Source organism: Enterobacter cloacae complex sp. 2024EL-00711, from assembly GCF_047529885.1.
In the GTDB taxonomy this organism is placed as follows: Bacteria; Pseudomonadota; Gammaproteobacteria; order Enterobacterales; family Enterobacteriaceae; genus Enterobacter; species Enterobacter ludwigii.
The window spans coordinates 278,318-301,087 of the sequence record NZ_JBLIZC010000004.1 but is presented as its reverse complement, the minus strand read 5'-3'; the positions used below and the strand labels follow the sequence as shown (position 1 = coordinate 301,087).

The following is a 22,770-nucleotide window of genomic DNA, read 5'->3' as shown; positions in this document are numbered from 1 at the left end:
TGCTTCAGGCGAGCGTGATATCCTGCACGCCGGACTATTTTCGGTCATCTTCTGACATCATTCACAACTATGCTGCACACCAATCGCTCGCAACATCCTGTTCTTGTATTTTTATTGGCGACGCTGTTTTTCTTCGCAACGGCACCGCTTTCCTGGGCCCGCGCCGATAACAACAATGACATCCCTTCACGCAGTGATGTTCAGTCGCAACTCGACACCCTGAATAAACAAAAAGATCTCTCTGCTCTGGATAAGCTCGTTCAGCAGGATCTGACGGAGACGCTGGAAACGCTTGATAAAATTGAGCGTGTTAAAGCGGAAACCACACAGCTTCGGCAGAAAGTGGCGCAGGCGCCTGAAAACATGCGTAAGGCCACGGAATCGTTGAATGCCCTGAGCGATGTGGATAATGACGACGAAACCCGTAAAACGCTCGCGACCCTGTCGTTGCGTCAGCTGGAATCGCGCGTCGCACAGCTGCTCGACGATCTGCAAACGGCGCAGTCCGATCTCGGTACGTACAACAGCCAGCTTGTCTCCCTGCAAACCCAGCCCGAGCGCGTGCAAAATGCGATGTACGCAGCCTCTCAGCAGCTGCAGCAGATCCGCAACCGTCTGAACGGTACGTCGGTTGGCGAAGGCACCCTGCGCCCAACGCAGCAAACGCTGCTGCTGGTGCAGCAGGCCTTACTGAATGCACAAATCGAACAGCAGCGTAAAAGCCTGGAAGGGAATACGGTGCTGCAGGATACGCTCCAGAAGCAGCGCGACTACGTAACGGCGAACATTAATCGTCTGGAACATCAGCTTCAGCTGTTGCAGGAGGCGGTTAACAGTAAGCGCCTTACGCTGACGGAGAAAACGGCTCAGGAAGCCGTCTCACCGGACGAAACTGCCCGCATTCAGGCGAACCCGCTGGTGAAACAGGAGCTCGAGGCTAACCATCAGCTGAGCCAGCGCCTGATACTGGCAACAGAAAGCGGTAACTCGCTGGTTCAGCAAAATATCAGAGTGAAAAACTGGCTGGACCGCGCGCTGCAGGCTGAACGCAACATTAAAGAGCAGATTGCGGTTCTGAAAGGCAGCCTGCTGCTGTCGCGTATTCTCTACCAGCAACAGCAGACGCTGCCGTCCGCCGATGAGCTCGAGGACATGACCAACCGCATTGCGGATTTGCGTCTGGAACAATTCGATGTGAACCAGCAGCGCGACGCCCTTTTCCAGAGCGATACGTTTGTCGCCAAATTGGAAGAGGGCCATTCCAGTGAAGTGAACCCGGAAGTTCACGACGCCCTGCTGCAGGTTGTGGATATGCGCCGCGAGCTGCTCGACCAGCTCAACAAACAGCTCGGCAACCAGCTGATGATGGCGATTAACCTGCAGATCAACCAGCAACAGCTGGTGAGCGTGTCGAAAAGTCTGCAGGAGATCCTGACCCAGCAGATTTTCTGGGTTAACAGCAACAAGCCGATGGACTGGGACTGGATTAAATCCTTCCCTGAAACGCTGAAGGCGCAGATTAAGAGCATGAAAATCACCGTAAACTGGGAGAAAGCCTGGCCTGCGGTGATGATTGCCTTCCTGGCGGGGCTCCCGCTGCTGCTGATTGCCGGCCTGATCCGCTGGCGTCTGGGCTGGCTGAAGAAATACCAGGATAAGCTGGCGTCTGAAGTGGGGCAACTGCGTAACGACAGCCAGCTGCACACGCCAAAAGCGATTCTGATCGATCTGATCCGCGCGCTGCCGGTCTGCCTGATTATTCTGGCGGTGGGGCTTATCCTGCTGACGATGCAGCTCAACATCAGCGACCTGCTGTGGGCGTTCAGTAAAAAACTGGCCCTGTTCTGGCTGGTGTTTGGCGTGTGCTGGAAAGTGCTGGAAAAAGACGGCGTTGCGGTGCGTCATTTCAACATGCCTGCGCAACTGACCAGCCACTGGCGTCGTCAGATTGTACGCGTCAGCCTGGCGCTGTTGCCGCTGCACTTCTGGTCCGTTGTCGCTGAGCTGTCTCCGCTGCACCTGATGGACGATGTCATGGGCCAGCTGGTTATTTTGCTGAACCTGCTGCTCATTGCCATCCTGATGTGGCCGATGTGCCGCGACAGCTGGCGGGATAAAGAGTCTCACAACATTCGTCTGGCCACCGTGACGGTACTGGCGATTATTCCGCTGGCACTGATGGTGCTCACGGCGACGGGGTACTTCTATACCACGTTGCGCCTGTCCGGACGCTGGATTGAAACCGTCTATCTGGTGATCGTCTGGAACCTGCTCTATCAGACCGTACTGCGCGGCCTGAGCGTGGCGGCTCGCCGCATCGCTTATCGTCGTGCCATCGCGCGTCGTCAGCATCAGGTGAAAGAGGGGGCTGAAGGCGCGGAGCCACAGGAAGAGCCAACCATCGCGCTGGAGCAGGTTAATCAGCAGACACTGCGTATCACCATGCTGGTGATGATCGCGCTGTTTGCGGTGATGTTCTGGGCGATCTGGTCTGATTTAATCACCGTCTTCGCCTACCTCGACAGTATCACCCTCTGGCAATACAACGGCACCGAAGCGGGCGCCGCGGTAATGAAAAGCGTGACCATGGGCAGCCTGCTCTTTGCCCTGGTATCGTCAGTGGTGGCCTGGGCGTTGATTCGAAACCTGCCAGGCCTGCTTGAGGTGCTGGTGCTGTCGCGTCTGAACCTGCGTCAGGGGGCGTCGTATGCCATCACCACCATCCTCAACTACGTCATTATTATTGTCGGGGCGATGACGGTCTTTGGATCGCTTGGCGTCTCGTGGGATAAATTGCAGTGGCTGGCGGCTGCGCTCTCTGTCGGTCTCGGTTTTGGCTTGCAGGAGATCTTCGGTAACTTTGTTTCCGGTCTGATCATCCTGTTCGAACGTCCGGTGCGTATCGGTGATACCGTCACCATCGGCACCTTCTCGGGAACGGTCAGCAAGATCCGTATTCGTGCCACCACCATCACCGACTTCGATCGCAAAGAGGTGATCATCCCGAACAAAGCGTTCGTCACCGAGCGACTGATCAACTGGTCGCTCTCCGACACCACAACGCGCGTCGTCATTCGACTGGGTGTGGCCTACGGCTCCGATCTGGATAAAGTGAAAGAGGTGTTGTTAAAAGCCGCGAAATCGCATCCTAAGGTGATGCACGAGCCCGCCCCAGATGTGTTCTTCACCACCTTTGGGCCGAGCACGCTGGATCACGAGCTGCGGTTATACGTGCGTGAACTGCGCGATCGCAGCTACACCGTGGATGAGCTGAACCGCACTATCGATCGTCTGTGCCGTGAAAACAACATTAATATCGCCTTCAACCAGCTTGAAGTTCACCTGCGTAACGAGAAAGGTGATGAGCATACGGAAGTGAAGCGCGAGATTCAGGGTGACGATCCTACCCCGGCGTAATTCAGGTTCCCTCTCCCGGAGGGAGAGGGGCAGGGTGAAGGCGACTGGCCTTCACCTTGCCTTCAAAATCCGTCTTCACTATCTCAAGTGCTTTCAGCACCGTCTGGGCGGGGATATCATGATTCTCCAGCAGCATAATCAAATCGACGGCCAGCTTGACCTCATCGGGCGCATTTTCCAGTGACATTTACGGCTCCTGTTAACGGGGCAGACGTTCAATGACGCGTTCAATTTCATCCAGCGCCTGACGGCAACGAACGATGCGGCCCTCGAGGGCGCTAATCTCTCGCATTAATAACTGCTGCTCTTCCAGCGTCTCGCTTGCGTTCAGGCGCGTTTCCCGCTCCCGCTTCATCTCAAACAGACGGCGCGCAAACTCCTGGTTCTCCAGCCGCTTTCGCTGCCATTTACCGAGACCCGGCGACGCGCTGTCCCAGACGCGTAGCGGCCAGGCGGTCATTTCACGGTGCAGGGCGGTGATCTGCTCGGTGAGATGTTCCGCAAGCCAGGCGACCTGTTGCTGTTGGTTGTTCTCAACCGCATGGCGCAACTCATCAAGATTCGTCTGCGCCTCAGCAACATAATCCTGGATGCGCGTGCTGCGGGTACGAAAAAGCTGCCGGTCAAAGCGCGGCTTCAGCGTAGCATGCCCCATTAACGGCGTAGCCTGCGCGCGCAGGGTGGACAGCTGATTTTGCAGCGTCTCCAGAAGCAGGGCTGTTTTCAATACGCTCTCCAGTGGTAAAGTAGCCGTTCAGTTTGATAACGATTCGCATTATGCAGCGTACTATTTTAATCATCATTGGCTGGCTCGCGGTAGTGTTAGGCACGCTGGGCGTGGTTTTGCCCTTATTGCCCACCACGCCTTTTATCCTGCTGGCAGCCTGGTGCTTCGCCCGTTCATCGCCGCGCTTTCACCACTGGCTGCTGTACCGCTCCTGGTTTGGCGGCTATTTGCGCCACTGGCAAAAACATCGGGCAATGCCGCCCGGTGCGAAGCCGCGTGCGATCGCGGTGATCCTGATTACCTTTGCCATTTCATTATGGCTGGTGAAAATGATGTGGGTGCGCATTCTGTTGCTGACGATCCTCGCCTGTCTGCTTTTCTTTATGTGGCGGATCCCCGTGGTTGATGAAAAGCAACAAAAGCACTGAAGCCTTATAATGGCTGTTGCAATTATTGCGCGCAGCCAGTAAATTCGACCGTTTTCGAGCACAGCTGCGCCTGGTCAAAGGTTAAACAATTGTTACCCTGGCCGACTCGTTGCGCGCTGTGAGTAACACTGTTTCATTTAGGCACAAACCGATGACCGCAACTGCACAGCAGCTTGAATATCTGAAAAACAGCATCAAAAGTATCCAGGACTATCCAAAGCCTGGCATTCTTTTCCGTGATGTCACCAGCTTGCTGGAAGACCCGAAAGCGTACGCGCTCAGCATTGAACTGCTGGTCGAGCGTTATAAAAACGCCGGGATCACCAAAGTAGTGGGTACCGAAGCCCGTGGATTCCTGTTTGGCGCGCCGGTCGCGCTGGCAATGGGTGTTGGCTTTGTGCCGGTGCGTAAACCGCGCAAACTGCCGCGTGAAACCATCGCAGAGAGCTACGAACTGGAGTACGGCACCGATCAGCTGGAAATCCACGTTGATGCGATCAAGCCTGGCGATAAAGTGCTGGTGGTTGACGATCTGCTGGCGACCGGCGGCACGATTGAAGCGACCGTGAAGCTGATCCGTCGTCTGGGTGGTGAAGTGACCGACGCGGCATTCATCATTAACCTGTTCGATCTGGGTGGCGAACAGCGCCTGGAAAAACAGGGCATTACCAGCTACAGCCTGGTGCCTTTCCCGGGTCATTAATCCCGGTTTTCACAACCTCGCTCAATGGGTGAGGTTGTGATAGCATTCCCCTCCATAAATTCACCTTCCAGCGTTGCAGAGCCTGCCCATGAGTTATCAGGTGTTAGCCCGTAAATGGCGACCACAAACCTTTGCTGACGTTGTCGGTCAGGAGCATGTGCTGACGGCCCTGGCGAACGGCTTGTCGCTAGGTCGCATCCATCACGCTTATCTTTTCTCCGGCACCCGCGGCGTCGGTAAGACCTCTATTGCCCGTTTGCTGGCAAAAGGTCTGAACTGCGAAACCGGGATCACCGCCACGCCGTGCGGCGTGTGTGACAACTGCCGTGAAATTGAGCAGGGGCGCTTTGTCGATCTGATTGAGATCGACGCCGCCTCGCGCACGAAAGTGGAAGATACCCGCGATCTGCTCGACAACGTGCAGTACGCGCCGGCGCGTGGCCGCTTCAAGGTCTACCTGATCGATGAAGTGCACATGCTGTCACGCCACAGTTTCAACGCCCTGCTGAAAACGCTGGAAGAGCCGCCCGCGCATGTGAAATTCCTGCTGGCGACCACCGATCCGCAAAAGCTGCCGGTCACTATTTTGTCGCGCTGCCTGCAGTTCCATCTGAAGGCGCTGGACGTCGAGCAGATCCGCGCTCAGCTTGAACATATTCTTGATGAAGAGAAGATTGTCCACGAACCGCGCGCCCTGCAGTTGCTGGCCCGCGCGGCAGACGGCAGCCTTCGTGATGCCTTAAGTCTCACCGACCAGGCGATTGCCAGCGGTGACGGTAAACTCTCGACCGACGCGGTCAGCACCATGCTCGGCACGCTGGATGACGATCAGGCGCTCTCTCTCATCGAAGCGATGATTGCCGCCAACGGTGAACGCGTCATGTCGCTGGTGAACGCCGCGGCTGCCCGGGGCATTGAATGGGAAGCGCTGCTGGTTGAGATGCTGAGTCTGCTGCACCGCGTGGCGATGCTGCAGCTTTCTCCGTCCGCCATCGGTGCCGATATGGCGGTTATTGAACACCGGATGCGTGAACTTGCGCGCACCGTCCCACCGGCTGACGTGCAGCTTTATTACCAGACGCTGCTGATTGGCCGCAAAGAGCTGCCGTTTGCGCCGGATCCCCGGATGGGCGTTGAAATGACCCTGCTGCGTGCGCTGGCGTTCCATCCGCGCATGCCTCTGCCGGAGCCGGAAGTGCCCCGACAGTCTTTTGCTCCGGTCGCCCCCACTGCGGTGATGTCGCCTCAGCAGGTGCCACCGCAGCCAACGGCTCCCCCGCAGCAGAACGTACCGCTGCCGGAGGCCACCAGTTCGGTGCTTGCCGCACGAAGCCAGTTGCAACGTGCTCAGGGAGCAACCAAACCAAAAAAGAGTGAACCGGCAGCGCCAGGAAGAGCGCGGCCGGTGAACAACGCCGCGCTTGAACGACTGGCTTCGGTTACGGAGCGCGTTCAGTCGCGCCCTGCACCGTCCGCGCTCGAGCAAAAAGCCCCGGTGAAAGAAGAGGCTTACCGCTGGAAGGCAACGACCCTCGTTGAAGAGGTGAAAGAAGAAGTTGCCACACCGAAAGCGCTAAAAAAGGCGCTGGAGCATGAAAAAACACCTGAGCTTTCCGCGAAACTTGCCGAAGAGTCTATTGAGCGTGACGCGTGGGCCGCAGAGGTCAGTAAACTGCAGTTGCCGAAGCTGGTTGAGCAGGTCGCGCTGAATGCCTGGAAAGAGCAGGACGGTCATCAGGTACGTTTACACCTGCGACCGGGTCAGCGGCACCTGAATTCCCCTGGCGCGCAAAAAGCGCTGGCCGAGGCGCTCACCGCATTACACGGTGCACCGGTTGAATTGACTATCATTGAAGATGATAATCCGGCGGTGCGAACGCCACTGGAATGGCGTCAGGCGATTTATGAAGAGAAGCTCGCGCAGGCGCGCGAGTCGATTATCGCGGATAACAATATCCAGACTCTGCGCCGGTTCTTCGACGCCGATCTGGATGAAGAGAGTATTCGCCCCATTTGATCGTGAGTCTGACTTACGGTTGTAATCCTTAAACGTGAAAGAAGAGAGAAGCCTATGTTTGGTGGAAAAGGCGGTCTGGGTGGCCTGATGAAGCAGGCTCAGCAGATGCAGGAAAAAATGCAGAAGATGCAGGAAGAGATCGCTCAGCTGGAAGTCACGGGTGAATCCGGTGCCGGTCTGGTCAAGGTGACCATCAACGGTGCGCATAACTGCCGTCGCGTTGAAATCGACCCAAGCCTGCTCGAAGACGACAAAGACATGCTGGAAGATCTGGTTGCAGCCGCGTTTAACGATGCTGCGCGCCGTATCGATGAAACTCAGAAAGAGAAAATGGCCTCTGTTTCCAGCGGTATGCAACTGCCGCCTGGCTTCAAGATGCCATTCTGATGCAAACCAGTCCGCTGCTCACGCAGTTAATGGAAGCACTGCGCTGTCTGCCGGGTGTCGGCCCGAAGTCGGCGCAGCGCATGGCGTTTACGCTATTGCAGCGCGACCGCAGCGGCGGGATGCGCCTGGCGCAGGCTTTGACCCGTGCCATGTCAGAAATTGGTCACTGTGCGGATTGCCGTACCTTTACCGAGCAGGACGTGTGTAACATCTGCACTAATCCGCGTCGTCAGGAAAACGGTCAGATTTGCGTGGTGGAGAGTCCGGCGGACATCTACGCCATCGAACAGACCGGGCAGTTTTCTGGCCGCTATTTTGTGCTGATGGGGCATCTCTCCCCGCTGGACGGTATTGGCCCGGACGATATCGGTCTCGATCGCCTTGAACAGCGTCTTGAGTCCGAAACGATCAAAGAGGTGATCCTCGCCACCAACCCAACGGTGGAAGGGGAAGCTACGGCTAACTACATCGCCGAATTGTGCGCACAGTATGGCGTTGACGCCAGCCGCATCGCTCACGGCGTGCCAGTGGGCGGTGAGCTGGAGATGGTGGACGGCACCACGCTGTCCCACTCTCTGGCTGGACGTCACAAGATTATTTTCTGACCAAACGGAGGCTGCAATCGCGGCCTCCGCTTGAAATTCTCCCCTCGTATCCCCATCTCTCCCTCAACGTTTTAAAACCCCATTAAATGGCATTGTTGAGGTCGACATAGATGAAAGGACAAGAAACCCGTGGTTTCCAGTCAGAAGTAAAACAGCTTCTGCACCTGATGATCCATTCCCTGTATTCCAACAAAGAAATCTTCCTGCGTGAGCTGATTTCCAACGCCTCCGATGCGGCGGACAAGCTGCGCTTCCGCGCCCTGTCTAACCCGGATCTGTACGAAGGCGACGGAGAGCTGCGCGTGCGCGTCTCTTTTGATAAAGAGAACCGTACCCTGACTATCGCCGATAACGGCATTGGTATGAACCGCGACGAGGTCATCGACCATCTCGGGACCATTGCTAAATCCGGTACCAAAGCGTTCCTCGAATCAATGGGCTCCGATCAGGCGAAAGACAGCCAGCTGATCGGCCAGTTCGGTGTGGGCTTCTACTCGGCGTTCATCGTTGCGGACAAAGTTACCGTACGTACCCGTGCAGCAGGCGACAGTGCGGATCACGGCGTCTTCTGGGAATCTAAAGGCGAAGGCGAATACACCGTTGATGACATCACCAAAGCGGACCGCGGTACCGAAATCACCCTTCACCTGCGTGAAGGCGAAGATGATTTCCTGAATGACTGGCGCGTGCGCTCCATCATCAGCAAATACTCCGACCATATTGCCCTGCCGGTTGAGATTGAAAAACAGGAAGAGAAAGACGGTGAAACCGTGGTGTCCTGGGAGAAAATCAACAAGGCGCAGGCGCTGTGGACGCGCAATAAGTCTGAAATTAAAGACGACGAATACAACGAATTCTACAAACACATCGCCCACGACTTTACCGATCCGCTCACCTGGAGCCACAACCGTGTGGAAGGTAAGCAGGAGTACACCAGCCTGCTGTATATCCCGTCACAGGCGCCGTGGGATATGTGGAACCGCGATCACAAGCACGGTCTGAAGCTGTACGTCCAGCGCGTGTTTATCATGGATGACGCCGAGCAGTTCATGCCGAACTACCTGCGCTTTGTGCGTGGTCTCATTGACTCCAACGATCTGCCGCTGAACGTCTCCCGTGAAATTCTGCAGGACAGCACCGTCACCCGCAACCTGCGTAATGCACTGACCAAACGTGCGCTGCAGATGCTGGAAAAACTGGCGAAAGACGATGCAGAAAAATACCAGACCTTCTGGAAACAGTTCGGTCTGGTGCTGAAAGAGGGCCCTGCGGAAGATACATCCAACGTTGAAGCCATTGCTAAACTGCTGCGTTTCGCTTCCACTCACACCGACTCCTCTGCGCAGACCGTGTCGCTGGAAGAGTATGTCTCCCGCATGAAAGAAGGGCAGGAGAAGATCTACTACATCACCGCCGACAGCTACGCCGCGGCGAAGAGCAGCCCACATCTTGAGCTGCTGCGTAAGAAAGGCATCGAAGTACTGCTGCTGTCTGACCGCATCGACGAATGGATGATGAACTACCTGACCGAGTTCGACGGTAAGGCGTTCCAGTCCGTCGCCAAAGCCGATGAGTCGATCGATAAGCTGGCCGATGAAGTGGACGAAAGCGCGAAAGAAGCGGAGAAGGCGCTGGAGCCTTTCGTTGAGCGCGTGAAAACGCTGCTGGGCGAACGCGTGAAAGAGGTGCGTTTCACTCACCGTCTGACCGATACCCCGGCCATTGTCACCACGGATGCGGATGAAATGAGCACCCAGATGGCGAAACTGTTCGCCGCGGCGGGCCAGGCGATGCCAGAAGTGAAATATATCTTCGAGCTGAACCCGGATCATCCGCTGGTGAAACGCGCGGCGGATACGCAGGACGAAGCACGCTTTGCCGAGTGGGTTGAGCTCCTGCTGGATCAGTCTCTACTGGCCGAGCGCGGCACGCTGGAAGATCCTAACCTGTTCATTAAACGTGTGAATGCGCTGCTGCTGGCGTAATTGACCCGCCTCCCCCTGGTCTTCCCCCTCTCCTGTGGGAGAGGACCGGGGGAGGGCACCAGACCGCTCCTTCCCGTTAATCTCCCTTCATTAACCGTTTCAGCCCGCCTGCCTTCCTTGAGCCATATCCGTTCTGGTGGTATTGTTTAGCGCTTTTGAAAAATTGAATCGACTTTTGAGGGGATTTTCGCAATGCGTATTATTCTGCTTGGCGCTCCGGGCGCGGGTAAAGGAACTCAGGCTCAGTTCATCATGGAGAAATACGGTATTCCGCAAATCTCCACCGGTGATATGCTGCGCGCCGCTGTTAAATCTGGCTCCGAGCTGGGTAAACAAGCGAAAGACATCATGGACGCAGGCAAGCTGGTGACCGACGAGCTGGTTATCGCTCTGGTCAAAGAGCGCATTGCTCAGGAAGACTGCCGTAACGGTTTCCTGCTGGACGGCTTCCCACGCACCATTCCTCAGGCTGATGCCATGAAAGAAGCGGGCATCAACGTGGACTACGTGCTCGAGTTCGACGTGCCGGACGAGCTGATCGTTGACCGTATTGTTGGTCGTCGCGTACACGCTGCCTCTGGCCGCGTTTACCACATCAAATTCAACCCGCCTAAGGTTGAAGGTAAAGATGACGTTACCGGTGAAGAGCTGACCACCCGTAAAGACGATCAGGAAGAGACCGTGCGTAAACGTCTGGTGGAATACCATCAGATGACCGCTCCGCTGATCGGTTATTACACCAAAGAAGCGCAGGCGGGTAACACCAAATACGCGAAAGTTGACGGCACCAAAGCCGTTGCTGACGTTCGTGCAGAGCTGGAAAAAATCCTCGGCTAATTGCACCTCTCTCACCCGGGCTCTCCGGGTGAGAAAAATTCTCATCTTACCTATTGCAGCAATGGGTTTCGTTTAAACGCTTTTCCGCTACAATTGAAAACCATTCAAATGGTTAAGAGGCGTGAATGAGTCAGGCGAAAACCGGCATCCTGCTTGCCAATCTGGGTACACCAGATGCACCGACATCAGAAGCGGTAAAACGCTACCTGCGACAATTTTTAAGCGACACGCGCGTCGTGGATACCCCAAGACTGTTGTGGTGGCCGCTGCTGCGTGGCGTCATTCTGCCGATTCGTGCCCCACGTGTAGCAAAGCTTTATCAGTCCGTCTGGATGGAAGAGGGCTCACCGCTGATGGTGTATAGCCGTCGGCAGGAAAAAGCGCTGGCCGCCCGCCTGCCGGATATGCCCGTCGCGCTGGGCATGAGCTACGGTAAACCGTCACTGGAAAGCGCGGTCGACTCGCTGCTGGCGCAGGGCGTCGACCACATTGTGGTGCTCGCCCTTTATCCGCAGTATTCCTGCTCGACAGTTGCCGCCGTCTGGGATGAGCTGGCTCGTATTCTGGCGACCCGCCGCCGTATTCCTGGCGTGACCTTTATTCGCGATTACGCCGATAACGAACGCTATATTAAAGCGCTTGCCAGTAGCGCGCGCGCGTCGTTTGAAAAACATGGCGAGCCGGATCTGCTGTTGCTCTCCTATCACGGGATCCCGCAGCGCTTCGCCAATGAAGGGGATGATTACCCGCAGCGCTGCCGCGATACTACCCGTGAGCTGGTCTCAACCCTCGGCCTGCCGCCAGAGAAAGTGATGATGACCTTCCAGTCGCGTTTTGGCCGCGAGCCGTGGTTAACGCCTTATACCGACGAAACCCTCAAAATGCTCGGTGAGAAGGGCGTGAAACATATTCAGGTGATGTCTCCCGGTTTCTCCGCTGACTGTCTGGAAACGCTGGAAGAGATTGCCGTGCAGAACAGAGAGTTCTTCCTCGAGGCGGGCGGAACGAAATACGAATACATTCCGGCCCTTAACGACTCGCCTGAGCATATTGAGATGATGGTGTCACTGGTGACAAACAGCCGCTGATCGCACTATGGGCCGGGTTTGTGCTACCATTCCCGGCCCATAATCCTTGCACAGTTCAGACCCATGAAATTTCCCGGTAAACGCAAATCTAAACACTACTTTCCCGTTGATGCCCGCGATCCGCTCCTGCAGCAAATCCAGCCGGAAAATGAAACCAGCGCCGCATGGGTCGTCGGTATCGATCAGACGCTGGTGGACATTGAAGCTAAAGTGGATGATGCGTTTGTCGCTCGTTACGGTCTGAGCGCCGGTCATTCGCTGGTGATTGAGGACGATGTTGCCGAAGCCCTGTATCAGGAGCTGACGCGCGAAAACCTGATCACCCATCAGTTTGCCGGTGGCACTATCGGCAACACCATGCACAACTACTCGGTGCTTGCCGACGACCGCTCTGTGTTATTGGGCGTCATGTGCAGCAACATCGAAATTGGTGGCTACGCCTACCGTTATTTGTGCAATACCTCCAGCCGCACCGATCTGAACTACCTTCAGGGCGTTGACGGGCCGATTGGCCGCTGCTTCACGCTGATCAGCGATTCCGGCGAACGTACCTTTGCCATCAGCCCCGGCCACATGAATAAGCTGCGTGCAGAGAGCATTCCGGAAGCGGTGATTGCGGGCGCGTCTGCACTGGTGCTGACGTCGTATCTGGTGCGCTGTAAACCCGGTGAGCCGATGCCGGAAGCCACCATGAAAGCGATTGAGTACGCGAAGAAATACAATGTGCCGGTCGTTCTGACGCTGGGCACCAAATTCGTGATAGCCGACAACCCCGAGTGGTGGCAGGCCTTCCTGAAGGAACACGTCTCGATTCTGGCGATGAACGAAGAAGAGGCTGAAGCGTTGACCGGCGAGAGCGATCCGCTGCTGGCCTCCGATAAAGCGCTCGACTGGGTCGATCTGGTGCTCTGCACTGCCGGACCGGTAGGGCTGTATATGGCAGGCTTCACGGAAGAAGAGAGCAAACGCAAAACGCAGCATCCACTGCTGCCAGGCGCCATTGCCGAGTTTAACCAGTACGAGTTCAGCCGCGCGATTCGCCATAAAGATTGCGAAAACCCGCTGCGTATTTACTCCCACATCGCGCCGTATATGGGCGGGCCAGAAAAGATCATGAACACCAATGGCGCGGGAGATGGCGCACTGGCGGCGCTGCTGCATGACATCACTGCGAATGCCTACCATAAAACCAACGTCCCGAATTCCAGCAAGCACAAATTCAACTGGCTCACCTATTCGTCGCTGGCGCAGGTGTGTAAGTACGCGAACCGCGTGAGTTATCAGGTGCTGAACCAGCACTCGCCGCGCTTAACCCGCGGTCTGCCGGAGAGGGAAGATAGCCTCGAAGAAGCTTACTGGGACCGATAAAGGCAAAACGGCAACCTTGCGGTTGCCGTATTCGTGTTTGTACCCTCTCCCGGTAGGAGAGGGGCAGTCAAGGGCTGCAGGAGGCACGCTTACCCTGTCACCACCTCGTCAACCGGCGGTTTCGTTAACAGCGTCAGCATCGCTTTTGCAATTTCGCGTTCACCCATCACCACCTGATCCGCACCCCGTTCGGTAATGTACTCCACCTCATCGTCATAATGGGCACGGGCAATGATCTCAATATTCGGGCATTTTTCACGTGCGGACGCCACAATTTCACCCGCTTCATAGCCGTTTGGAATGGTCAGCAGCAACCAGCGCGCGCAGTCCAGATGCGCGAGATTCATGATCTCTTCGTTTGCCGCATTGCCCAACACCGCGCGAACGCCGCGCTCGCGCAGCTCGTCGACACGGGTACGTGATGTTTCAATCACCACCAGCGGGATCCCCTGCGCCATCAGCTTCTCACCGAGCAGGCTTCCTACGCGGCCAAAGCCGACCAGCAGGGCATGATTGCAAATATCCACCGGGATCTGCTTCTCTTCTTCGATAGCTTCTTCCAGCGTCTGCTCTTCCAGCGTTTCGGTTTTATCGAGGTATTTTTCCAGCAACGCAAACAGGACCGGGTTCAGCATGATGGAGAGGATCGCTCCGGCGAGGACCAGGTTTTGCCCGGCCTGCGGCAGCAGATTCAGCGCCATACCCAGGCCTGCCAGAATAAAGGCGAACTCACCAATCTGCGCCAGGCTGGCGGCGATGGTCAGAGCGGTACGCGGCGAGTGGCCAAACATCCGTACCAGGAAGAAGGCGGCAACCGACTTACCAAAGATAATAATCGCCAGGGTGCCCAACACGGCCAGCGGCTGCTGAACCAGAACCATCGGATCAAACAGCATCCCGACGGAGACAAAGAACAGGACGGCGAAGGCGTCGCGCAGCGGCAGCGTATCGTGCGCCGCACGGTGGCTCAGCTCGGATTCGTTCAGCACCATCCCGGCGAAGAACGCGCCCAGTGCAAAGGAGACGTCGAACAGTTCAACGGCACCAAAGGCAATCCCCAGCGCCAGGGCAAGGACAGACAGAGTAAACAACTCACGGGAGCCGGTGGCCGCGCTGCGGGACAGGATCCACGGCACCAGACGGCGGCCCACCAGCATCATAATGGTGATAAACGCCACCACTTTCCCGATGGTGATGCTCATGTCCAGCGCCAGCGTCGCAAAGCCGACGCTCTCTTTTTCCATCATACCGGCGACGGCAGGCAGCAACACCAGCGTCAGCACCATCACCAGGTCTTCCACAATCAGCCAGCCTATCGCGATTTGTCCGCGCTGGCTGTCGATAAGCTGCCTCTCCTCAAGCGCGCGCAGCAGTACGACGGTACTGGCGGTTGAAAGACACAGCCCAAAGACGATACCGGTCATCAGCGACCAGCCAAGCACTGTCGAAAGCGCCATTCCCAGCAGCGTCGCTACGGCTATCTGTGCGATCGCTCCCGGTATGGCGATCGACTTTACCGCCATCAGATCCTTCAGTGAGAAATGCAGACCTACGCCAAACATCAGCAGAATCACGCCTAATTCCGCCAGTTCGGGCGCCAGTTTGGTATCCGCCACGAAACCTGGCGTAAAGGGACCCGCCAGCACACCCGCTAACAAATAGCCCACCAGAGGCGAAATACGCAGTTTATTGGCAATCATGCCGAGGATAAAAGCGAGCACAAGTCCACCAACAATGGTGGTGATAAGCGGTGTGGCGTGATGCATTCCGTCTCCTTTCGTTGTGGGTGTTCCATTTGGTTAAAAAACCAAAAACCGAGTAATAGTTTATGACAATTTTTGCCGTTATGTTTATGAATAATTGTTGAAGTTTGAATAAAACAGCAATATGCGTGTAAAAAAGCGCATTTTGATAAATTAGGCGGGGGGATGCAGAAGAAACCCTTATGGCATCAGGGGGTCAGGTCGCCAAAGTAAAACTTTAGCGACCGTTATATTACGATTTATAGCGGTTATCAGGCAGAAATATGGTCAACATCCCCAGAAGCGGCAGGAAAGCACAGATTTTATAGACCAGGAAGATACTGGTGTGGTCGGCAATCATGCCCAGCACTGCTGCACCAAGGCCGCCCATGCCGAAAGCAAAACCGAAAAAGAGCCCAGAAACCATACCGATACGGCCTGGCAGCAGCTCTTGCGCGTAAACAAGGATGGCGGAAAACGCCGAGGCGAGGATAAACCCAATAATCACGGTCAAAATCCCCGTCCACTCCAGGCTTGCATACGGCAAAATAAGGGTAAACGGGGCCACGCCGAGGATAGAGCCCCAAATGACGTATTTGCGCCCGATTTTATCGCCCACAGGCCCGCCGATTACCGTCCCTGCAGCCACCGCAAACAGGAAGGCAAACAGGTGAAGCTGGGCGTTTTGGACCGATAATCCGAATTTTTGCATCAGGTAAAAGGTGTAATAGCTGCTGATGCTCGCCATATAGAAGTATTTCGAGAAAATCAGCACCAGAAGCACGGAGACGGCCAGAATGACCTTATCGCGAGGAAGGGGATTGATAACCTTCGCTTTAGGTTTACCTTTGTTCACGCGATGCTGCGCGGCATACCAGCGGCTGATCTGAATCAGTACGATAATCGCCAGCAAGGCTGCCAGCACAAACCACGCCACGTTACCCTTGCCGTACGGAGCGATGATCACCGCTGCCAGCAGTGGGCCGAGGGAGCTGCCAAAGTTACCGCCCACCTGAAAGAGCGATTGCGCCAGCCCGTGACGGCCCCCGGAGGCCATGCGCGCCACGCGTGAGGACTCCGGGTGAAAAACCGACGACCCCGTGCCCACCAGCGCGGCGGCAATCAGCACAGCTTCAAAGCTGCCTGCCATTGCCAGCAGAACCAGCCCGCTCAAGGTAAAACACATGCCAATCGGTAGCGACCACGGCATAGGATATTTATCCGTCCAGTAGCCCACGACCGGTTGCAGAAGCGAGGAGGCCAGCTGGAAGGTCAGGGTGATCATCCCGATCTGCACGAACGTTAACGAAAACTCGGACTGCAGCAGCGGGTAGATCGCGAGAATCAACGACTGGATCATGTCGTTGAGCAGATGTGAAAGACTGATTGCGCCTAACACTTTAAACGAGGTGCGCGACGCCTGAGGGCCAGACACGGGCTGGGTTGATTCACTGATTGCCATAGAGATGAATACCACGTCTTTTGTGATTAGAAATGCAGGGTGTAATTATTATCCAACTAACATACCCGGCAGTGACATTTGAATAAAGTCGCAATTCTGAAAACTTATTTGTCTATTCTTATTAGTCACTGTAATTTTTGCCTTTGTCTATTGGTCAGGGAGAGAGAAGATGAAGTTAATGAAGCGGAGCGTCGCGCTGGTGCTGATCGCCGCCTGGGGTCTGGTTAGCCTGCCCGTGCAGGCCTATGAAAAAGATAAAACCTATAAAATCACCATTCTGCATACCAACGATCACCACGGCCATTTCTGGCGCAGTGAATACGGCGAATACGGTCTGTCGGCACAAAAAACGCTGGTGGATGGCATTCGTAAAGAGGTGGCAGCCCAGGGAGGCAGCGTACTGCTGCTGTCGGGGGGCGATATCAATACCGGTGTGCCGGAATCTGATTTACAGGATGCGGAGCCTGATTTCCGCGGCATGAATCTTATTGGCTACGATGCGATGGCCGTCGGTAACCATGAATTCGATAACCCGCTGACGGTGCTGCGTCAGCAGGAAAAATGGGCCAAATTCCCGTTCCTCTCTGCCAACATCTACCAGAAAAGCACCGGCGAGCGACTGTTCAAACCCTGGGCGCTGTTTAAGCGTCAGGATCTGAAAATTGCGGTCATCGGGTTAACCACCGACGATACGGCGAAAATCGGCAACCCTGAGTTCTTTACCGATATCGAATTCCGTAAACCGGCAGACGAAGCGAAGCTGGTCATTCAGGAATTGCAGCAGAACGAAAAGCCGGATGTCATTATTGCCACCACCCATATGGGCCACTACGACAATGGTGAGCACGGCTCGAATGCGCCGGGTGACGTGGAGATGGCTCGCAGCCTGCCTGCAGGCTCGCTGGCGATGATTGTGGGTGGTCATTCACAAGACCCGGTCTGCATGGCGTCAGAGAATAAAAAGCAGGTCGACTACGTGCCAGGCACGCCGTGTGCTCCGGACCGTCAAAACGGTATCTGGATTGTGCAGGCGCACGAATGGGGTAAATACGTGGGGCGTGCGGACTTTGAGTTCCGTAACGGCGAGATGAAGCTGGTGCACTATCAGCTCATTCCGGTCAACCTGAAGAAGAAAGTGACTTACCCTGACGGGAAGAGTGAACGCGTACTCTACACCCCGGAAATTGCCGAGAACGCGCAGATGCTCTCCCTGCTGACGCCCTTCCAGAATAAAGGCAAGGCGCAACTGGACGTGAAGATTGGTACGCTGAATGGTCGTCTGGAAGGGGACCGCAGCAAAGTTCGCTTTGTGCAGACCAATATGGGGCATCTGGTGCTGGCGGCACAAATAGCGCGCACAAATGCCGATTTTGGCGTGATGAGCGGCGGCGGCATCCGCGACTCCATCGAAGGCGGAAACATCACCTATAAAGATGTGCTGAAGGTTCAGCCGTTCGGTAACATCGTGGTGTATGTCGACATGAGCGGTAAAGAGGTGATTGACTATCTCACCGCCGTGGCGCAGATGAAGCCGGACTCCGGCGCTTATCCGCAGTTTGCCAACGTCAGCTTTGTGGCGAAGGACGGCAAGCTCAACGACCTCAAAATCAAAGGCGAGCCGGTCGACCCTGCCAAAACCTACCGCATGGCAACATTAAGCTTTAACGCCACCGGTGGTGACGGTTATCCGCATATCGACAATAAACCGGGCTATGTGAATACCGGGTTTATCGATGCGGAAGTGCTGAAGCAGTTTATCGAGCAGAATTCACCGATCGACGTGAATACCTATGAGCCGAAAGGCGAGGTGAGCTGGCAGTAGTGCGGTTTTGTGCCGGGGGGCGGCTACGCCTGACCCGGCCTGTATGAGAATCGTCGGCCCGGTAAGCACAGTGCCTCCGGGCCAATTCCTCAATCCCGTCGCGCAATATCCGCAAATGTCGCGTCCAGTATTTTCGCCAGATCGCCTGCGGACAGTTCAATATCCAGCCCGCGTTTGCCGCCGGAAATATAAATGGTGTCGAACGTCTGCGAAGGGGCATCAATCAGCGTCGGCAGGCGTTTTTTCTGCCCGAGCGGGCTGATACCGCCAACAAGGTAACCGGTAGTGCGTTGCGCAACCATCGGATCGGCCATATCCACCTTCTTTGCCCCCAGCGCTTTGGCCACTTTCTTGAGATCCAGTTGCCCGGCAACGGGCGTTACCGCGACGGCGAGGTGTTTCATATCACCGTTCACCGCCACCAGCAGCGTCTTATAAACCCGATCGGCGTTCAGCCCCAGTTTGCGCACCACTTCATCACCAAAATTCGTTTCGCTGGGATCGTGATCGTAGGTGTGGATCCGAAAGGGAATGTTGTTTTTTTCGAGTAATTTAACGGCGGGAGTCATAGCTATCCTTCTTACGACAGACAATTCATGCTGACAGCATACGCCTGACGTTTGTCTAAAAAATAGCACCATCTTGCGCAATAGTATTGGCAGTGATGGTCACTTTGAGCGACAATCGGCTCAACCGAAGGTCTCCTTCGGCATAATAAAAACGATGAAATTCCTCTTTGACGGGCCAATAGAAATATTGGCCATTTTTTTTATTTCAGCAGTGACGGCAAATTCCCTTCTCCGTACAAATGTAACGCCCCGACAGCGACCACGTAACGTCCCGCAGGTAACGCAAGCAGCGTCTGCTGCCAGGCTTTGTTGCGCTCGTTCATCAGCACATCATACAACGATTCACTGAACGTCGACGGCAGCGCCAGTTTACCGTCCGTGGGCGGCGCATTCAGCCACCAGCCGATCATCGTTTGCAACAGACGCGCGTTGGTGTGCCAGTGGGTCAGGGTATCATCCAGCAGCATCAGCCCATCATCAGGAAGCTGGCGCAGCAGGGCTATCTGGCTGTCCGTGCCTTCGAGCTCAATGACTGACAAATGGCGTGCTCTCGCGGCATTCAACAGCTGGTAATCAATACCGTAATCCCCGCGTAGCCCCAGACGCTGCGCCTGAGTTGCCTGCAGGACCATCGCGATTTGCCACAGCGGCAGTGTGTCCAGCATGGAGAGCGACACGCCCGTCTCATCTGCGACGCGCGTCAGTTCAGCGAACTGCGTGTCGTTCAGACGTTCAGCCAGGGGGAGATCGCTTTCGAGGCCGGCAAACGGCGACGTCTGGCCCGAAATATCCGCTTCAACGACCAGCGCATCGGCGCTCTTCAGCAGTTTCATCAGACCGGCTGGCAGCGGGGACATATCCTGCGTGCCCATATGGATGCTGCCCACCAGGTGAAGGTGCTGCCCGCCGGGAAGCGAGATGTCCATGCCGGGCCAGGCATAACGGCGGGGGAAGAGGGCGCGAAACGATGTTTTTATACGATTAAACAGACTCATACGCGCTCCATAAACGGAAAGGTTCATGCTAGCGCGTAGGAGAAGAAGGTTCAATCTTTCGGTTTAAACCGCAACAACCGGTTTGCGTTGCTCACCACGGTAATGGACGAGAGTGCCATCGCCGCACCCGCGACAACCGGGTTCAGCAGCGTGCCGGTCAGCGGCCACAAAATACCGGCGGCAATCGGGATACCGAGCGAGTTGTAGACGAAGGCGCCCAGCAGGTTCTGCTTCATGTTGCGCAAGGTGGCTTTTGAAATCGCCAGCGCGTCCGCAACGCCCATCAGGCTGTGACGCATCAGGGTGATGGCGGCCGTCTCAATGGCGACATCGCTACCGCCCCCCATCGCAATACCCACTTCTGCCTGTGCCAGCGCCGGCGCATCGTTAATCCCGTCACCGACCATCGCCACCTGGCGACCCTGGCTTTGTAGCGTCTTGATGGCATCTGCTTTGCCGTCAGGTAACACCCCGGCAATGACCTCGTCAATCCCAGCTTCCCGGGCGATGGCGTTCGCCGTCACAGGATTATCCCCGGTCAACATCACCAGGCGATAGCCCGCACGATGCAGGCGTTGCAACGCCTGCACGCTGTCCTGGCGTAGCGGATCGCGAATTGCCAGCAGCGCCGCGGCTTTGCCATCAACGGCAAGCAGAACCGGGGTTGCGCCCTGAGAGGCCTGAGCTTTCAGGTCTTGTTCCAGGGCTGAAGTCTCAACGCCGTGCTCCTTCAGCAGTGCCTGATTCCCCAGCAGCAGCGTGTGCCCTTCGGCGGTACCGCTGACGCCTAAACCGCGCAGGGTACGGAAATTGCTCACCTGCGGCAGGCTGGCATTCCCGGCTTTCTCAATAATGGCGTGGGCCAGCGGGTGGCTGGAGCCTTGTTCAAGCGCCGCGGCGAGACGCAGCGCGTCATCCTGCGTGATGCCTGCGGTTATCACGGCCACTACCTGCGGTTTCCCTTCCGTCAGCGTGCCGGTTTTATCAAACACCAGCGTGTCCAGCGTGCTCGCCCGCTGCAGCGCATCGGCATCCCGTACCAGCACACCAAATTCAGCGGCACGGCCTACGCCTGAGATGATCGACATTGGCGTGGCAAGACCGAGCGCGCAAGGACAGGCAATGATCAGCACCGTGGTGGCAATCACCAGGGTATAAACAATTTGCGGTGCCGGGCCGAAGACATACCAGATAGCCGCGCTCAGCAGCGCGATACCGACCACGACCGGCACAAATATGGCGGAGATTTTATCGGCCAGCTGACCAATTTCCGGCTTACTGCTCTGTGCCTGACGCACCATGCGAATAATGCGTGACAGCGTGGTATGGCTGCCGACGGCACTGGCGGTGAAAAGCACGCTACCGTCCTGCACCACCGTACCGGCATGAATGGCATCGCCCTGGGCTTTCTGTTGCGGGACGGGTTCGCCGGTCAGCATCGCTTCGTCAAACCAGGCTTCGCCCTGAGTGATTTCACCGTCGACGGGAACGCGGTCGCCGGTGGTCAGGCGCAGCGTCATGCCGGGTTGAACTTCAGCCAATGGGACATTTTTTTCACCTGAATCCGTCACGACGCGCGCGGTCGGTGGGGTTAAATCCAGCAGGCGTTCCAGCGCTTTGGAGGAGCGCTGACGGGCGCGCGCTTCAAGCATATGGCCGAGGTTAATCAGGCCGATAATCATCGCGCTCGCTTCATAATAGAGATGACGCGCTTCCATCGGGAACCACTGGGGCCAGACGTTGACGCTCATGGAGTACAGCCACGCCGCACCCGTGCCGAGTGCGACAAGGGTGTCCATCGTCGCGGTGCGATTTTTCAGGCTTTTCCAGGCGCTGGAGTAGAAGTGACCGCCTGCGAAGACCATCACGGCAAGCGTAATCAACCCAATGACCAGCCACAGCGTGCGGTTATCGTCGGTGACCATCATATTGTCACCGATCATACCCCACACCATGACCGGCACCCCGACCAGCAGCGCGACGATGGCCTGCCAGCGGAAGCGTTTCATGGTGGCGACGGCCGTTTCCTGCTGGCGTTCACGACGTTTGAGGTCATCTTCGATGGCCTCTGCGCCGTAGCCCGCTTTTTCAACGGCCTGCACTAAATCTGCGGCGGAGGCACTGCCCATCACCAGCGCAGTACGCTCCGCAAGATTGACCCGTGCCTGCGCGACACCCGGTACAGCCTGCAAGGCATTTTGTACCCGGGAGACGCAGCTGGCGCAGCTCATGCCGTTGATCAGCAGCTGTTGGCTGTCATCAATATCATCAGCTACCGGAAGCTCAGGAGTGGCCGCTGTCAGTGCTTCCGACGGGGATGATGACTCTGCCAGCGGTTTAGCCTTTGGGTGGCTCAGCTCCGCCCCATAACCAGCCTGTTTGATCGTATCAATCAGCGCATCCGCACTGGCGCTACCGGTGACGGCGGCGTGATCAAGGGTCACTTCAGCGCTGTCTACATCAGGACGCTGTTCCAGACTTTCTTTAACGCGTTTGACACAGTGGCCGCAGGAGAGGCCGTCCAGTGTCAGGTCAATAGTGTGAGACATAACAAAACTCCCGTATAATGATCTGGTCAGATGTTGACCGGCATAACGCTTTTCGCTAACTGTTATGAA

General features: G+C 56.2%; 18 protein-coding genes and 1 other annotated feature. Of the genes, 11 read left to right on the top strand and 7 right to left on the bottom strand.

Translation table 11 applies throughout. The features are described from left to right. Positions 1 to 69: 69 nt before the first annotated feature. Complete coding sequence (gene mscK, locus ACMVME_RS13800) at positions 70 to 3,417, top strand: mechanosensitive channel MscK (RefSeq protein WP_014168907.1); 3,348 nt, start codon at positions 70 to 72, stop codon at positions 3,415 to 3,417. Between the two features lies 1 nt (position 3,418). Here the strand turns inward: mscK and rsmS are convergent, their stop codons facing one another. Both rsmS and priC read right to left on the bottom strand, forming a co-directional pair. Further along, the gene (rsmS, locus tag ACMVME_RS13795) at positions 3,419 to 3,604 is read right to left on the bottom strand and encodes a pleiotropic regulatory protein RsmS (RefSeq protein ID WP_020885184.1); all 186 of its coding nucleotides are present in this window, start codon (positions 3,602 to 3,604) and stop codon (positions 3,419 to 3,421) included. Positions 3,605 to 3,616: 12 nt separating this feature from the next. Beyond that, positions 3,617 to 4,144: a primosomal replication protein N'' gene (gene priC / locus ACMVME_RS13790; protein WP_068795154.1), complete on the bottom strand. Its 528-nt coding sequence runs from the start codon at positions 4,142 to 4,144 to the stop codon at positions 3,617 to 3,619. A 50-nt stretch (positions 4,145 to 4,194) separates the two neighbouring features. Here priC and ACMVME_RS13785 point away from each other — a divergent pair, with 50 nt between their 5' ends. The 9 genes from ACMVME_RS13785 to ACMVME_RS13745 all read left to right on the top strand — a co-directional run bounded on the left by ACMVME_RS13785 (position 4,195) and on the right by ACMVME_RS13745 (position 13,562). Continuing rightward, positions 4,195 to 4,572: a DUF454 family protein gene (locus ACMVME_RS13785; RefSeq protein WP_020885182.1), complete on the top strand. Its 378-nt coding sequence runs from the start codon at positions 4,195 to 4,197 to the stop codon at positions 4,570 to 4,572. A 151-nt stretch (positions 4,573 to 4,723) separates the two neighbouring features. Continuing rightward, on the top strand, positions 4,724 to 5,275 hold the full coding sequence (gene apt / locus ACMVME_RS13780) for an adenine phosphoribosyltransferase (protein ID WP_000127359.1): 552 nt from the start codon (positions 4,724 to 4,726) through the stop codon (positions 5,273 to 5,275). An 88-nt stretch (positions 5,276 to 5,363) separates the two neighbouring features. Continuing rightward, positions 5,364 to 7,292, top strand: coding sequence for a DNA polymerase III subunit gamma/tau (dnaX, locus tag ACMVME_RS13775; RefSeq protein WP_020885181.1), 1,929 nt, complete (start codon positions 5,364 to 5,366; stop codon positions 7,290 to 7,292). Then, positions 6,622 to 6,686, top strand: a sequence feature (DnaX frameshifting element). Its footprint overlaps the gene before it by 65 nt. A 54-nt stretch (positions 7,293 to 7,346) precedes the next feature. Next, the gene (locus tag ACMVME_RS13770) at positions 7,347 to 7,679 is read left to right on the top strand and encodes a YbaB/EbfC family nucleoid-associated protein (RefSeq protein WP_010428194.1); all 333 of its coding nucleotides are present in this window, start codon (positions 7,347 to 7,349) and stop codon (positions 7,677 to 7,679) included. Next, on the top strand, positions 7,679 to 8,284 hold the full coding sequence (gene recR, locus ACMVME_RS13765) for a recombination mediator RecR (RefSeq protein WP_006809843.1): 606 nt from the start codon (positions 7,679 to 7,681) through the stop codon (positions 8,282 to 8,284). The genes ACMVME_RS13770 and recR overlap by 1 nt, the downstream gene beginning before the upstream one ends. Positions 8,285 to 8,394: 110 nt before the next feature. Beyond that, positions 8,395 to 10,269 carry a molecular chaperone HtpG gene (gene htpG, locus ACMVME_RS13760; RefSeq protein WP_068795153.1) on the top strand — a complete coding sequence of 625 codons (1,875 nt, stop codon included), beginning with the start codon at positions 8,395 to 8,397 and terminating at the stop codon, positions 10,267 to 10,269. A 192-nt stretch (positions 10,270 to 10,461) separates the two neighbouring features. After that, positions 10,462 to 11,106 (top strand): adenylate kinase, encoded by a 645-nt coding sequence (gene adk / locus ACMVME_RS13755; RefSeq protein ID WP_006809841.1) that lies wholly within the window; start codon positions 10,462 to 10,464, stop codon positions 11,104 to 11,106. 125 nt (positions 11,107 to 11,231) lie between these two features. Next, the gene (hemH, locus tag ACMVME_RS13750) at positions 11,232 to 12,194 is read left to right on the top strand and encodes a ferrochelatase (protein ID WP_068795152.1); all 963 of its coding nucleotides are present in this window, start codon (positions 11,232 to 11,234) and stop codon (positions 12,192 to 12,194) included. Positions 12,195 to 12,257: 63 nt separating this feature from the next. Beyond that, positions 12,258 to 13,562, top strand: coding sequence for an inosine/guanosine kinase (locus ACMVME_RS13745; RefSeq protein ID WP_020885178.1), 1,305 nt, complete (start codon positions 12,258 to 12,260; stop codon positions 13,560 to 13,562). Positions 13,563 to 13,651: 89 nt separating this feature from the next. Here ACMVME_RS13745 and ybaL read toward each other — a convergent pair whose 3' ends face one another. Beyond that, complete coding sequence (ybaL, locus tag ACMVME_RS13740; protein WP_047744113.1) at positions 13,652 to 15,328, bottom strand: YbaL family putative K(+) efflux transporter; 1,677 nt, start codon at positions 15,326 to 15,328, stop codon at positions 13,652 to 13,654. A 229-nt stretch (positions 15,329 to 15,557) separates the two neighbouring features. Continuing rightward, entirely contained in the window at positions 15,558 to 16,766 is a 1,209-nt protein-coding gene (locus ACMVME_RS13735; protein WP_068795151.1) for an MFS transporter, read from the bottom strand. A gap of 169 nt (positions 16,767 to 16,935) precedes the next feature. Here ACMVME_RS13735 and ushA point away from each other — a divergent pair, with 169 nt between their 5' ends. After that, a complete protein-coding gene (gene ushA, locus ACMVME_RS13730; RefSeq protein ID WP_068795150.1) occupies positions 16,936 to 18,588 on the top strand; it encodes a bifunctional UDP-sugar hydrolase/5'-nucleotidase UshA in 1,653 nt (550 codons plus the stop codon). An 89-nt stretch (positions 18,589 to 18,677) separates the two neighbouring features. On the opposite strand, the gene ybaK is transcribed toward ushA, so the two are convergent. From ybaK to copA, 3 genes are all read right to left on the bottom strand, one after another. After that, a complete protein-coding gene (ybaK, locus tag ACMVME_RS13725; protein WP_020885175.1) occupies positions 18,678 to 19,157 on the bottom strand; it encodes a Cys-tRNA(Pro)/Cys-tRNA(Cys) deacylase YbaK in 480 nt (159 codons plus the stop codon). A 200-nt stretch (positions 19,158 to 19,357) separates the two neighbouring features. Beyond that, entirely contained in the window at positions 19,358 to 20,152 is a 795-nt protein-coding gene (locus ACMVME_RS13720) for a TraB/GumN family protein (protein WP_059305803.1), read from the bottom strand. A 50-nt stretch (positions 20,153 to 20,202) separates the two neighbouring features. Then, positions 20,203 to 22,701: a copper-exporting P-type ATPase CopA gene (gene copA / locus ACMVME_RS13715; RefSeq protein WP_068795149.1), complete on the bottom strand. Its 2,499-nt coding sequence runs from the start codon at positions 22,699 to 22,701 to the stop codon at positions 20,203 to 20,205. Positions 22,702 to 22,770: the final 69 nt, after the last annotated feature.